The organism is Glycomyces lechevalierae (genome assembly GCF_027622945.1).
In the GTDB taxonomy this organism is placed as follows: Bacteria; Actinomycetota; Actinomycetes; order Mycobacteriales; family Micromonosporaceae; genus Glycomyces; species Glycomyces rutgersensis.
Map to the genome: position 1 here is coordinate 276,707 of NZ_JAPZVQ010000002.1, position 13,668 is coordinate 290,374.

The following is a 13,668-nucleotide window of genomic DNA, read 5'->3' on the forward strand; positions in this document are numbered from 1 at the left end:
TCCGTTCAAGTGAGGTTGGATTCGCTTGCCCCACAAGGTCAATCCTCCAGTAACCGGTGCAACACCGCAAGATCACGAACCGCTGTGGAGGAGGCCCGGGCCGCCGTCGGCGCGATCGGGGTTTCACCCGATCCGCGCGTTTCCCATCTCACGATCAGTCATGACATTGTTACGCTCTTTGCGACTCCTCCCACCAGCAGTCGACGACCGTCCACTCCAGGGGGAGCAGCATGTCGAACACCATGCCGATTGCCGACCGGCGCCGCGCGGGGAGCCTCGTGCTCGCGGGGGCCGCGACGGCTTGCGCGGCCATCGCGATCGCGGCCGTCGGGACCTTCCAGACGACGCAGGCCGCGACGGGCTACAACCCGCTCACGCCCGCGCTCGGGTTCAACGCGTTCGTCGAGGACCAGACGCTCCTCGCCTCGACCGAGTCCGAGGGTGGGATCGCCACGGGCGGGAACCTGGTCCTCGGGACCTACAACGTCAACATCCATGACGCGAGCACGTTCACCGCGCCCGGGGACTCGGTGCCGAGCTCGCTCGTCGTGGGCGGCCGGATCGACTTCGCCCAGGCCCAGGCGGGCGCGGTGGTCCAGGTCCACGACTACGTCAAGGTCGGGGACCTCACCGGGACCGACGTGCTGAACACCGACAGCAACAACGCCTCGGTCAACACCCGCCTCGTCGTCGCCGGCGCGGACTACAACTCGACGCCCCGCGTGGAGCTCAACCTCCAGCAGCCGCTCGCCTCGGTCGGGCCGACCTCCCCGATCGACTTCGACGCGGCGTTCGCCGAACTCCGCTCGAACGCCGCCGACCTGTACGCGTGCGAGGCGCACGAGATCGCGATGACGAACGACCAGGCGGCGACCGTCCCGAAGGGCGAGGTCCAGCCGGGCGAGCAGATCCGGATCACCCTGGAGCCCGGGGTCACCAACATCCTCAACGTGACCGGTGAAGACCTGAACAGCATGGGCGACCTGGTGTTCCTGACTCAACCGGACGCCGACACGCCGCTGCTGATCAACGTGGACACCTCGGGGACCGGCGGCGAGATGGAATGGGACGTCAAGTCCCAGGCTGGGATCAGCGGCAACCAGGCGCCGTACATCATCTGGAACTTCAACGACACCACGCGGTTGCGCCTGACCGGCGGCGACACCGTCGAGGGCTCGATCCTCGCGCCGGACGCCGACTACTCCGACATCAGCCCGACGAACGTCGAGGGGCAGATCGTCGCCAGGAACGCCAATCTCGGTGAGGTGGGCGAGAACGGCGGCGAGATCCACGACTTCCCGTTCGCGGCCGAGCCGGCCTGCGAGGCCCATATCCTGCCGAGTTACGACGGCTCGACGGGCGAGACCACGACCGGGGACTCCCCGAGCTCGCCGGACGGGGGCACCGACGGCACCACGGACGGCTCCACCGACGGCACCACGGAAGACCCCACTGACGGCACCACGGACGGCACCACTGACGGCCCCGACGACCCGACCGACTCGGACGAATACTCCGGAGTCCGAGGCGACCACCTGGCGACCACCGGCAGCGGCCTGGGCGCGTTCGTGATCGGCGCGGCCTCACTGGTCACGGTGGGGGCCGTGGCGATGTTCTCGGCGCGCCGGAGGCGCACTGACGAGCCCGACTAGCGACGGCCATGCCGGGGCAGTCCCCCGCCCTCCCAGGGGGGCGACCCCAGGCCAAGTCTCTCGCCGTGGTCCGACAGGAAACCCCCGTTCTTACCGTCGTAAGGAAAAGTGTCACCCGAAAGAGGACGCTCGCCCCGGGCGCCCGGTGCACACGACGGGCGGTCCAGGCTTCCGGCGGGTCGGTCGACGCGGTGCCCGGACCGGCGTTAGCCTGGGCCGCATGTGGCACCGCCTCCCTTCCCGCCGACCCGACCGGAGCGGCGTCCGATGAGAGCCGCCGCTCCCACCGACGCGCACGCCTGGACCGCCCTCGTGCTCACCGCGATCGCCGGCGCGGTCGACGGCGCCGGGTTCCTGAGCCTGAGCCAGCAGTTCGTCGCGAACCAGACCGGCAACGCGGTGCTGCTCGCGGTCGCAGTGTCGGGCGAGCTGACCGGACGGAGCGACGGCCTCTCGCCCGTCGGTCCCCTGTGGTCGCTCCTCGGGTTCTCGCTCGGCGCGGTGCTCGCGTCGTTCGCGACCCGGCGGCACATACTCACGAGCTTCGGCGTGCCGCTGCTCCTCGTCGTCGAGGTGGTGATGCTCGCGCTCGCGGGCCTCTCGCAGGGCTTCGAACTCGCGATCGCGTTGGCGGCGTTCGCGATGGGCGTGCAGAGCATCCACGCGGCCCGGATCGGGCTGTCGGGCGTCTCGACCACGGTCCTGACCGGCACGCTCATCGCGCTGTTCGTCAACCTCTCCGGCGGACGGCGCGCGCTGCGATCGGCGCGCCTGCAGGCCGGGGTGTGGGCCGTGTACCTGGTCGCGGCCGGACTGGGATCGGTTCTGGCGCACGCGGTGTCGTTCAGCGCGGTGTGCTGGACCGCCGCGGCGGTCGCCGCCGCGATGGCGGTGGCGGCGTTCGCCGAAGCGCACCGGGGACCGGCCTGATACGACCTAGCTGCCGGTCAGCGCCCGGACGGCTTTGAGTCCGGGGCGGCGCACCAGCGGCCACTTCCGGTCGGCGGCCGTGCGCCGCGCCAGGTCGTCCGCGGCGGCCTCCCATGCGGGGTAGGAGAACTCGAACCCGGCGTCCTCGAGCCGACCGGGGATGACACGGCGGCTCTTGAGCAGCAGCTCAGTGTCGCTGCGGAGCGCGAACGCACCGAGCTCGGCCATCCACCGCGTCGCCGGGAGCCCGAAGTGGCCGCCCCAGGCGCGCCGGAGCGTACGCATGAGGTCCTTCTGCCGCAACGGATGCGGTGCGGCCAGATTGACCGGGCCGGCGATCTCGTCGTGGTCGATGAGGAACTGCACGGCCCGCGCAAAGTCCGCTTCGTGGATCCAGGACACGAACTGGCGCCCGCCGGCGATCGCGCCGCCGAGACCGAGGAGGGTCATGCGGGAGAGCACGTCGAAGACCGCGCCGCGGTCGGTGCTCATCACCATCGCCGCGCGCAGGGCGACCTTGCGGGTGTGCGGCGTCTCGGCCTCGTCGAGCGTGCGTTCCCAGGCCCGCGCGATGTCGATGCTCTTGGCCCAGTACGCGGGTGCGTCGGGTTCGCCGCCGCCGATCGCGCCGGTGGCCTCGTCGTTGGGTCGCTCGAAGGTGTGGGCGTAGATCGTCGCGGTACTCATCTGGAGCCAGACGGCCGGTGGGCGCTCGGCGGCGGCGACGGCCTCGCCGAGGACGCGGGTCGAGTCGACGCGGGAGTCCATCATCGCGGCCAGGTTCTCGCGGGTGTAGCGGCAGCTCACGCTGCGCCCGGCGAGGTTGATCACGACGTCGGCGCCGTCGACGGCCTCGGCCCAGGGGCCGAGGGTGCGGCCGTCCCAGTGGAGGTGGTGCGGGCGGGATGGGCTGCGGGTGAGGACGACGAGGCGGTGGCCCGCGGCGAGGAGTCCGCGTTCGAGGACGGCGCCGACGTTGCCGGTCCCGCCGGGGATGACGATCTTCATGAGGGTTCCTCCTTCGCGGCCAGCCTATCCAAGATATTGAACGTGTTCAAATACTTTCGACGCGTCGAGCGCGAGACCCGCCGCACATCGATCCGGCCTCGGCCGCCCGCTCAGGACGCTGATCAGCTTGCGGCCCTGGGCCTAAGCGGGTCGGCGGGGCGTATCGCGAGGGCGATGCCGGCGACCGTGACGGCGAGGCCGATCCACAGGAACGCGTCAGGGCGCTGGCCGAAGAGCGGCCAGGCCGCGACCGCTGCGAGCGGGGCGACCAGGAGGAGCAGGCGGGCCGTGTCGGCGGCCTTGCGGTGCCGGAGCATGAGGAACATCAGGGCGAACGCGACCCCGGAGTTGCCGAGGGCGAGGAACCCGAGGGCGCCCATCGAGGCGCCGTTCACCGGCATGCCCGCGCCCCCTTCGAAGATGACGGCCAGAGGCAGCATGACCATGGCGGCGACGGCCATCTGGACGGCCGCGCCCGTGCGCAGGTCCATGCTCGCCCCGGTGCGGCGCTGGACGAGCGTGCCGGCCGCGAACGCGACGGTGCCCGCGAGGGGCAGAAGCGCGGCGGCGCCGATCGTCGAGGCGGACCAGTCGCCGACGATCGCGACGGCGAGGCCGGTGAAACCGGTGAACGTGCCGAGCCATTGCAGCGGGGTGAGGCGTTCGCAGAGCGCGACGGTGCCGCCGATGGCGACGAGCACCGGCGAGGCGCCGTTGAGGAGCGCCACGAGTCCGACCGGGACGCCGAGCGAGAGGCCGAGGTAGGAGAGGCCGAACATGCCCGCCTGCATGAGCAGGCCGGTGGCGATGAGCTGGGCCCAGGCGGCGCGGCCGCGCGGCCAGGGAGCGCGGGTGAGGACGGCGAGCAGTGCGAGCGCGGTGGCCGCGACCGTGAAGCGCCAGAAGGTGATCGTGAGCGGGCCGGTCTGGGTGACGCCGATGGGGCCGGCGATGTAGCCGCCGGTCCAGAGGATGACGAAACCGATGGAGAGGCCGGGTCCGAGGAGCAGGCGGCGGAGGCGGGCGGGCGGCGCGGCGTCCACGGTGAGCGGGGCGGTGGCGGTGGCGATGAGATCCCCCAATGTCGTAACGGCTTGTCTCGTTACAACCTAGGCTCAGATTCGGTAACGGGTCAAGCTGTTACTCTTGTGGCATGGGCAACGACCTCCGCCGAGAGTTCAACTGGATCGCCGGCCGCCCCTGGCTCAACTTCGTGGGCACCCGGGCGGACCGCTTCGGAGACGACCCCTTCGAACGCCTCTGGGACACCGACCGGCTCGCCGAATGGCTCCACCACGAGACCGGCACCGCCCGGGACCTCACGGTCAGCGAATCCGATCTCGAACACGCGCGTGAACTGCGCGAACACCTGCGCGCCCTGGCCGACGCGGCGCTCGACGAGGTTCCGCCGCCGCGCGCCGCCGTCACGGCCGTCAACCGGGCGCTGGAGGCCTACGCGCCGCCGCGCGCGCTCGTCAAGGACGGAAAGCTGCGGCGCAGCGCGCCGGATTCGGTGCGCGCCGCGCTCGGTTCGCTCGCGCTCGAAGCGCTCCACATGCTGGCCGCCGAGGAGATCGCGCAGCTGCAGCGCTGCGCCGCCCCCGACTGCCGGGGCATCTTCCTCGACCCCACGGGCAGGCGTCGCTGGTGCCCGACCGGCCGATGCGGAGTGAAGCTCCGCGTCCGCGCCCACCGCGAACGCGCCCGCGCGTCGGAGACCACGGACTGACCGGTCGCGCGCATGGAATTGTCAGAGGGGTCGCGTAGCCTGCCGAGGTTCACGAAGACCTTGGAGGCCCGGTGAAGTTCAGGAAGATCGACGACAAGCGCTCCATGCGCAAGCCGCTGTGGGAGACCGAGCGGCTGCGGCCCTTCGACGAGGAGCCCGAACCTGACTTCGAGCTCAGCGAGCGCCTCATCGACGGCCTGGAGTGGATCGACGGCCAGGGCGACGGCAGCCTCGACCAGTCGCTGCTGCGCAGCGTCGACTTCTCGGGAACGGCGCTGTCGCCTTTGGAGATCGTGGACGTGACCGTCGAGCGCTCGGCGCTGGCCAACGCCCGCTGGGAGCGGACGACCGCGCGGCGGCTCGAGATCACTGACAGCCAGCTCGTGGGCTGGCAGGCGCAGTTCTCACTCGTCCAGGACCTCTACATCGCCGACTGCCGTGCGGATTTCGCGGGCATCTCGATCGGCGCGGCCAAGGGCCCGGTGGTCTTCGAACGGTGCCGGTTCATGAACGCGACGTTCCTCGGCGATCTGTCGACGGCGGTGTTCATCGACTGCACCTTCCCGGGTGCGGACTTCTCGCGCGTCGCCAACGCCAAGGGCTGCGACTTCCGGCGCGCGGAGCTGGCGGGTATCACCGGCCTCATGAGCCTGCGCGGCGCGCTCATCACCGCGGACCAAGCGGTCGAGATCGCCGGAGAACTGGCGACCGCCGCGGGGTTCAAGCTGGCGTAAGCCGGGGGCATGGCCCAGCGGCGTTGCGGCGTTGCGGCGTTGCGGCGTTGCGGCGTTGCGGCGTTGCGGCGTTGCGGCGTTGCGGCGTTGCGGCGTTGCGGCGTTGCGGCGTTGCGGCGTTGCGGCGTTGCGGCGTTGCGGCGTTGCGGCGTTGCGGCGTTGCGGCGTTGCGGCGTTGCGGCGACCGATTCTGACCATCGAGCCTCGCCGATCACCACCGATCTCACCGGCTCACTTCACCGATGCGACCGATCCCAGTCACCCTCCTCTCTTCACCTCCTCAAGGGTTCCCGTGTGCACTTCGCCGGTCCTGCCGCCGCCGGCGTCCAGCGACCGGAACGCGGTGACCCGCTTCGTCTTGAAGTCCATCACGTGCGCCACGGCCGCCCCCGACACCTCGTTCCAACCGACCAGGTACATCCGCGACGCGACTTCGGCGACGAACAGTTCCACCTCTTCCGAACCGCCCTCCACCGCGCCGTCGATCTTCTCGTACACCATCCTGTTGCCTTCCACCGCAAAAGTGTTGTGGAAGACCACCCCGTTGTCCAAGCGGATGTCGAAGGACTTCCCCGCGAACGCGAAATCGGTCATGACCGTCTCCTTCCTCGACCCCATGGTCCGCATCGGCACGGACCACCTTGGCCGCCTTCCAACCTAGGAGATCAGCCACCCCGACACCGGCGATTCGCCGAGCCTGGCATGGTTGAAACCGGTCTCTCGAAACCGGTCCGTCAAGTCCGGTCTACTGCTCGGCCTCCCCCGCTCCTCACCTCCCTTGCCGACTCGATGGCCGCGCGGACCGCTTCCAGTCGGGCGCGGAAGTCCGGGTCGTCGGACTCTGCCAGCGCTTCGAGCGTGGTGCGCCGTCGCCGCAGGGATCGCTCCAGCCAGTCCTGCCATTCCGGCGTGGCCTCGACGGCCTCGACCGTCACGGGCCGCCAGACCGGCATCGGTGCACCGCCGGCTGCGAATCGCGGGTTGGGTTTGAGCCCTTCTGGTTCGGGCAGGAAGTCTCGGACCGCGCTGTCGGTCCAGCCGCGCGATCGCAGGAGTGGTTTGGTCACCCAGACCGTGCCGTCTCGCTGCCGGACGAACTGCGGTCTCGGCGGTGCGGGCGGGCCCTGCCACTCCAGGGGCAGCGGCTCGTTCCGGGGTGGAGCGTCAGCGACCGGTTCCGGTGGTCGGCTTGGTGTCTGCGTTTTCGCAGGTTCGGGTTCCGGCTCGATCGCCGGCGGTGCTGGAGGCGGCGGCGTCTCGGGTTCGATGCTCGGAAATGGTCCGAGTCGATCGGAGGCCGCCAGGGAATCGAGGAGCCATCTGGCGAAGTGCGCCCGTAGTGGCTCGTCGGGGATGGTTTCGAACGGCAGGGCCCGGGTGATCACCTCGAGGCCGGCCTGGTTCCGTGAACTGTCTGATGGTTTCGCTGCCATCGCATCGTCCAATCGGTTCTCGCGCCCCGCCTTTCCGGGCGTTGCGCGCGCTATTCAGTTGCCTTCGAAACCATAGAGGAGGGGTACGACATTTTTCTCCGACAAAGCGTTGACCTGTGGCGATGATCGCTTTAGGAGCGCTCGTGCCGGGTTGTCAGCAGGGTGTCAGCGGCGCGTCAGCGTCCGCGGCGATGGTTCTTCTCGACAGCGCTCCGGGGATCACCGGGGCATCGCAGTGTGGAGGGAACCATCATGAGCGCCAACGAACTCGACCAGATCGTCGCCGAGCGGGCCGCCGACTACGCCGTGCCGGGCATCGCGGTCGGCATCTGGCACCAGGGTCGCGAGATCTTCTCGTCCCACGGCGTCACCAGCGTCGCGAACCCGCTCCCGGTCGGCGAGGACACCATCTTCACCCTCGGCTCGACGTCCAAGACCTTCACGGCGACCGCGATCGTGATCCTCGCCGAACAGGGCAAGGTGGACCTCGACGCGCCGGTGCGCCGCTACCTTCCCGGTCTGAAGCTCGCCGACGAGGAGACCGCCGCCGCGATCACGATCGGCAACCTGCTCAACCACACTGCGGGCCTTGACACCTGGATGCTGCTCGACACCGGCGACGGCGACGACGCCCTCGAGCGGTACGTGGGCCGCCTGGACGAGCTGACGCTCATCGCCAAGCCCGGCGAGCGGGCCTCCTACAGCCAGGCCGCGTTCAGCATCCTAGGCCGAGTCATCGAGGTCGTCACCGGCCAATCCTACGAGCAGGCGATCGCGGACCTGCTGTTCGAGCCGTTGGGCCTTGAGAACACCACGTTCTTCGCCGCCGAGGCCATGACCCGCAAGTTCTCGCTCGGCCACAACGTCACCGAGGACGGCGCCACCGTATCGCCCAAGTGGAAGCTCCACCGCGCCCAGAACCCCGGCGGTGGCGGCGCGGCCACCGTGCGCGACCTGGTCCGCTGGGCCCGGTTCCACCTCGGGGACGGCCGCGCCGCGTCGGGCGAGCGGATCGTCTCCGCCGAAGCGCTGCAGGCGATGCGGCGTCAAACCGTTGAGCTGCGTGGCAGCTCCATCGGCGACGGGTTCGGGATCTGCTGGTTCCTGCGCGAGATCGACGGCGCTGCCACGTTCGGGCACGGCGGCTCCGGCCACGGCCAGTTCGCGGACTTCCTGGTCGTGCCCGAACACGACTTCGCGATCGCCGTGACCACGAATGCCGAGCCGGGCGGCACGCCCTGCAACCTGGCGGTCATCCGCTGGGCCTTGGAGCACTACCTCGGCCTGGTCGACCGCGATCCGGAGCCGGTCGCGTTCGACAAGGCGCGCGCCGCCGAGGTCGTGGGCGACTATGAGGTGGACATGATGATCGTGAGCGTCGTCGACGAGGGCGATCACCTGACCCTCGCCGCCCGGATCCGGCCTGAGCTGCGTGCGGCTTCCACCGAAGCGATCCCCGCCGACTGCGAGCCCGCACACATGGGGTTCATCGCGGAGGGCGGCGACGACTACATCGTCACGGCTGGACCGCTCGAAGGCCAGCGCGGCTACTTCGCTCGCGACGAGCGCGGCGCGATCACGGCGCTCGACCTCGCCGGACGCCAGTTCCGGCGTGTGAAGGACAAAGCCTGAGAGGGGGTCTCGCGCCCAACGCCCAACGCCCAACGCCCAACGCCCAACGCCCAACGCCTGGAGAGGGTGTCCGTGTCTGTGGAGCCGGTCGGTAGCCCCGACCGGCTCCGCGGGTTTTGTCGTACCCTTCTGTCACCCTTCAGCTCGGGGGCCGCCGAACCGGAACCAATGCGCTATCAGCGCGCCCGCCGTTCCGAGCCCCGCGCCGACCATCGCCCCCACCGGCCCGGCCTTCCCACCTCATCCGCACCCGGCGGCCCTCCGCCATTTCCACCCTCGCCGGTCCCGGGCACACTTGCTCTCATGCGCGTACTCCTCCTCGGTCCCTTCGAGATCCGCGACGGCGACGACCAGCCCATCGAACTCGCCGGGGCACGGCTCCGCGCGCTCGTCGCCCGCCTCGCGCTCGAACCGGGCCGCGAAGTCACGGCGGACGCGCTGCTCGACGCGATCTGGGAGGACGACGCACCCTCCGCGAACGCCTTGCAGGCCTTGGTCTCCCGTGTGCGCCGCGCGATCGGCGCCGAGCGACTCACCCGGGGTGCCTCCGGCTACCGTCTCGCGGTCCAGCCCGGCGACGTAGACGTGACACGGTTCGAGCGGCTGGCAGAATCCGGGCGCCGACACGGCGACCTCGCCGCGCTCCGCGAAGCCGAATCGCTCTGGCGCGGGCCGGCCCTCGCCGACCTGCGTCACCTCCGGTTCGCCGAGAACGAAGCGGTCCGCCTGGAGCGCTTGCGAAATGAGACCACGCGCGAGCGGCTCGCCCTCGAGATCGCCACCGGCACCGACGTCCTCGCCGAACTCGAACCGCTCGCTGAGGCGAACCCCCTCGACGAGCGCTGGCAAGCCCTCCTCATGCGCGCGCTCTACGCGACCGGCCGCCCGGCCGAGGCCCTCGACGTGTTCGAGCGCGCCCGCGAACGCCTCGCCGACGAGCTCGGGGCCGACCCGTCCGCCGAGCTCGCCGAACTCCACCTCCAGATCCTGCGCCAAAGCGCGGCCCCCGCACCACGGGTCGAGAAGCGCACCAACCTGAAAGCCCAGCTCACCAGCTTCGTCGGCCGCGAAGCCGACCTGGACGCCCTCGCCAAGGCAGTCGCCGCGTCCCGCCTGGTCACGGTCACCGGCCCCGGCGGCGCGGGCAAGACCCGCCTCGCGGTCGAGGCCGCTGCCGGCATAGCAGGCGTTGCACCGCAGGGCATCTGGCTGGTGGAACTCGCGGCGGTGGGCGACGACGCCGACGTGGCGCCAGCGGTCCTGCGCGCGATCGGCGCCCGCGAGTCCGGCCTGCTGGAGCCGTCCGCGCACGACGCCGCCTCCCGCCTCGAGGAGTACTTCGCGGACCAGGACGCGCTCGTCATCTTCGACAACTGCGAGCACCGCATCGACGCCGCCGCCCGACTCGCCGCGCGTCTCCTCGGCGCCTGCCCGGGCCTGCGTCTCCTCGCCACTAGCCGTGAGGCCCTGGGGATCGGCGGCGAGCGCCTGCTCCCGATCCCGCCGCTGCCGTTCTCAGGCGACCGCCCGGAGGAGAGCCCGGCCGTGCGCCTGTTCTGCGAACGGGCCGGCGCAGTGCGCCCCGATTTCAAGCTCGACGCGTCGAACACGGAAGCGGTCGTGGAGATCTGCCGCCGCCTCGACGGGCTGCCTTTGGCGGTCGAGCTGGCCGCCGCGCGCATGCGGGCGCTCGACGCCGCGCAGATCGCCGCCCGTCTGGACGACCGGTTCGCGTTGCTCGCCGGGTCCGACCGGACCGCGCCCGAGCGCCACCGCACCCTCGAAGGCGTCATCGCTTGGAGCTGGGACCTGCTCTCGGATGCCGAACGGGCCCTTGCGATGCGAATGTCCGTTTACCCCGGCGGCGTCGGACTGGACCGCGTCGACGATCTCGACGCGCTCGCCGGACTCGTCGACAAGTCCCTAGTGGAGCGTGTGGGCGAGCGGTACCGGATGCTCGAGACCATCCGCTCCTATGCCGGGGCGCAGCTCGCCCCGGCCGACGCCGAGGCCGAGCGGAACGCCATGGCCCGCTACTGCCTCGACCTGGTCGAACACGCCGACGACGAGATCCGGTCGGCCGCCCAGATCGAGGCGATCGCCCGCCTCGACGCCGAACACGACAACCTCCTGGCCGTCCTCGGCCGCTCGGTCACGTTCGGCGACAAGGAGACCGGGCTGCGCATGATCGCCGCTCTCTTCTGGTACTGGCACCTGCGCGGCTTCCGCAGCCAGCTCCAGCACTGGTTCCCGGCGATCCTGGCCCTCCCTGGCCAGGTCCCCGCGCCGCTCGAGCCGGCCGTCCTGCTCATCACCGGCATGGGCCAGTCCGAACTCGGCGACCCCGAATCCGGCGCCCGTTCGATCGCCGAGGGCATGGCTTTGGGTCGCAAGGCGAACGGCGCGATCGCGGGCCGTTCGCTGCTCGCCATCGCCCCGGCGTTCCTCTCGGACCCGACCGTCGCCGCCGACGTCGAGACCGCCGAAGGCTGGGAGCGGGGGATCATCCTGCTCACCGCGGCCGCCGTCGGTGAAGGCTCCACCGGCCTCGCGGGTCTCGAGCAGATCGATCGCGCCGAAGCCGAGTTCGCGAAGCTCGGCGAGCGTTTCGGCCGCGCCTCGGCGCTGCGGATGCGCGCCGAAGTCTGGACCCGCCAGGGCGATCACGCCGCCGCCGAGGACGCGCTCGCGCAGGCCGCGCGGCTGTTCGACGAGCTCGGCACCGCCGCGGACGCCGCCGAGACCTACGGCGAACTCGCGATCGTCACCGCACTGCGCGATGTGGTCGACGGCGGCACTGAAAGTCGCGCCTGGGAGCCGATGCGGCTCGGCCTCGAGCGGGCCGACGCCGACCGCGACCCGCACAACACCGCGTACGTGCGCTGGTGCCGCGCGCAGGTCCTGCTGCACACGGGCGACCGCTGGTCGGCGTTGAGCGAACTCGATGCCGCCGAATCGGTGTTCAGTCGCACCACATTGGACTCCAGAATCCAAGTGTGGGGCATGGCCTTGCGCGCCTTGGCCGCCCTCGCCGATGGCGACGCATCGCTGGCCCGGCGCCGTCTCGATGCACTCACCGCCGACCATGCCGGGGCGTCGGCGGGTCCGAACCTGGCCGTCGCGGCCCGGGTCGGCGCGGCGATCACCCTCCAAGAAGGGAACGCGGCCGGCGCGGCGACCCTGCTCGGCGCGTCCACCGCGCTGCTCGGCACCGAGGACCGGCGCGGCTACGACGCGACGCTGCGAACCCCCGAGCGCGCCCGGGAGGTATTGGGCGACAAGGCGTTCGAGGACGCTTATCGGCAAGGTTCGGCACTCGACCGGGACGCGGCGATCGCGCTGCTCGTCAACCGGGGCTGATCACTCGGCCGGCCAGGGCCGGACTTCGACGACCGCGCTCGTCTTGAGCGGGCCGTACAGATGCGGGTACTCGGGCGCGCCGGGCGCCGGCGCCTCGTAGCGGATCGGCACGTCCACCAGGTCGGCGTCGATGACCAGGACCACGAGCGGGCCCGGGTGGTCGTCGTAGACGAACGCGGCCACGTCCTCGAGCTGGTCGGGCAGCGAGCAGTGGATGAAGCCCTCCTCGGCGAGAGTCTTGCCGCGCGTCGAGCCCTCGTACATGCCCGCGGCGCGCGCGGCCTCCCAGAGGTCCGGTTCGGTCAGGTGCAGCAGCTCGGTCATGCCCGCACGCTACCGCGACAGGCGGACGGCCCCGCGCATGGCGCGGGGCCGTTCTCGTTCTCGGGCCTACCGGAAGTAGGCGCGGGCCGGGCGCAGGGCCAGGAGGACCACGCCGAGGACGCAGCCCGTGATGACCACTGCGAAGCGAACGCCTTCGAGGGCCGGGAGCCAGGCTGGGTACGCCGCGAACGCGGCGTCCAGGATCGCGGCGGCGTCGAGGGAGCGGACGGCCGCGTCGTCGGCGGCATCGAAGAGCGACTGGACCTTCGCGTTCGCTGTCGCGTTGCTGGCCATGATGAGTGCGTTCCCCGCCAGCACGAGCGGCAGCGCGATGAATGACAGCGGTCGACCGATGCGCTTGCCCGCCAACAGGATCAGGCCCAACGCGGCGATCGCGGCAGCGATGGCGAACGGCGCCCAGATCGCGACTCCGTGCTCGTCGAACGCGAGCCCGTTCGCGGCCAACAGGTTCGGGTCCTGGCCCTGGCGGACGACCTCGGCTTCGGCCGCCGCTTGGACGTCGGCGCCGTAGAGGAGACCGATGATCGGAATCGAAGCGAACGCCAGGGCGATCGCGAAGTGGAGGACGGCGGCGATGGTGAGTGAGGCGGGGCGAGTGGGCTTGGCGGACATGGGAGTCTCCTTCGCTCGAGGGGCCGGTCGTCCGGTCGCCGTTTCGGCGTCCCGGTTCATGCCGGTACCTTCGCGAGCGGCGCTGACGGCACACTGACAGCGCGCTGACGAGTCGCATAGTCCGTGCGCCGCAGCAGGAGACGGAACCGTGGGCCCCCCGCGGGCGGGGGGGGGGGGGGGGGGGGGGGGGGGGGGGGGGGGCGGGCGGGGCGGGGGGGGGGGCGGGGCCCCCC

At 71.1% G+C, this 13,668-nt stretch carries 12 protein-coding genes; 6 read left to right on the top strand and 6 right to left on the bottom strand.

Translation table 11 applies throughout. The features are described 5' to 3' along the window. Window positions 1-230: 230 nt before the first annotated feature. Entirely contained in the window at window positions 231-1,652 is a 1,422-nt protein-coding gene (locus O2L01_RS04950; RefSeq protein ID WP_270120764.1) for a choice-of-anchor A family protein, read from the top strand. 267 nt (window positions 1,653-1,919) lie between these two features. Continuing rightward, the gene (locus O2L01_RS04955; protein ID WP_270120765.1) at window positions 1,920-2,582 is read left to right on the top strand and encodes a DUF1275 family protein; all 663 of its coding nucleotides are present in this window, start codon (window positions 1,920-1,922) and stop codon (window positions 2,580-2,582) included. A 6-nt stretch (window positions 2,583-2,588) separates the two neighbouring features. On the opposite strand, the gene O2L01_RS04960 is transcribed toward O2L01_RS04955, so the two are convergent. Both O2L01_RS04960 and O2L01_RS04965 read right to left on the bottom strand, forming a co-directional pair. Next, window positions 2,589-3,590: a TIGR01777 family oxidoreductase gene (locus O2L01_RS04960; protein ID WP_270120766.1), complete on the bottom strand. Its 1,002-nt coding sequence runs from the start codon at window positions 3,588-3,590 to the stop codon at window positions 2,589-2,591. 122 nt (window positions 3,591-3,712) lie between these two features. Continuing rightward, a complete protein-coding gene (locus O2L01_RS04965) occupies window positions 3,713-4,672 on the bottom strand; it encodes a DMT family transporter (RefSeq protein ID WP_270120767.1) in 960 nt (319 codons plus the stop codon). 71 nt (window positions 4,673-4,743) lie between these two features. Here O2L01_RS04965 and O2L01_RS04970 point away from each other — a divergent pair, with 71 nt between their 5' ends. Together O2L01_RS04970 and O2L01_RS04975 are read left to right on the top strand one after the other, a co-directional pair. After that, on the top strand, window positions 4,744-5,319 hold the full coding sequence (locus O2L01_RS04970) for a CGNR zinc finger domain-containing protein (RefSeq protein ID WP_270120768.1): 576 nt from the start codon (window positions 4,744-4,746) through the stop codon (window positions 5,317-5,319). Window positions 5,320-5,390: 71 nt separating this feature from the next. Next, complete coding sequence (locus O2L01_RS04975; protein WP_270120769.1) at window positions 5,391-6,053, top strand: pentapeptide repeat-containing protein; 663 nt, start codon at window positions 5,391-5,393, stop codon at window positions 6,051-6,053. 258 nt (window positions 6,054-6,311) lie between these two features. Here the strand turns inward: O2L01_RS04975 and O2L01_RS04980 are convergent, their stop codons facing one another. Then, window positions 6,312-6,647 carry a MoaF-related domain-containing protein gene (locus tag O2L01_RS04980; protein ID WP_270120770.1) on the bottom strand — a complete coding sequence of 112 codons (336 nt, stop codon included), beginning with the start codon at window positions 6,645-6,647 and terminating at the stop codon, window positions 6,312-6,314. A 140-nt stretch (window positions 6,648-6,787) separates the two neighbouring features. Next, a complete protein-coding gene (locus O2L01_RS04985; RefSeq protein ID WP_270120771.1) occupies window positions 6,788-7,120 on the bottom strand; it encodes a hypothetical protein in 333 nt (110 codons plus the stop codon). A gap of 618 nt (window positions 7,121-7,738) precedes the next feature. On the opposite strand from O2L01_RS04985, the gene O2L01_RS04990 reads away from it, so the two are divergent. Next, window positions 7,739-9,118 (top strand): serine hydrolase domain-containing protein, encoded by a 1,380-nt coding sequence (locus O2L01_RS04990; RefSeq protein WP_270120772.1) that lies wholly within the window; start codon window positions 7,739-7,741, stop codon window positions 9,116-9,118. A 303-nt stretch (window positions 9,119-9,421) separates the two neighbouring features. Continuing rightward, window positions 9,422-12,478 (top strand): BTAD domain-containing putative transcriptional regulator, encoded by a 3,057-nt coding sequence (locus O2L01_RS04995; RefSeq protein ID WP_270120773.1) that lies wholly within the window; start codon window positions 9,422-9,424, stop codon window positions 12,476-12,478. Here O2L01_RS04995 and O2L01_RS05000 read toward each other — a convergent pair whose 3' ends face one another. Next, complete coding sequence (locus O2L01_RS05000; RefSeq protein ID WP_270120774.1) at window positions 12,479-12,802, bottom strand: DUF952 domain-containing protein; 324 nt, start codon at window positions 12,800-12,802, stop codon at window positions 12,479-12,481. 66 nt (window positions 12,803-12,868) lie between these two features. Further along, the gene (locus tag O2L01_RS05005; protein ID WP_270120775.1) at window positions 12,869-13,435 is read right to left on the bottom strand and encodes a hypothetical protein; all 567 of its coding nucleotides are present in this window, start codon (window positions 13,433-13,435) and stop codon (window positions 12,869-12,871) included. Window positions 13,436-13,668: the final 233 nt, after the last annotated feature.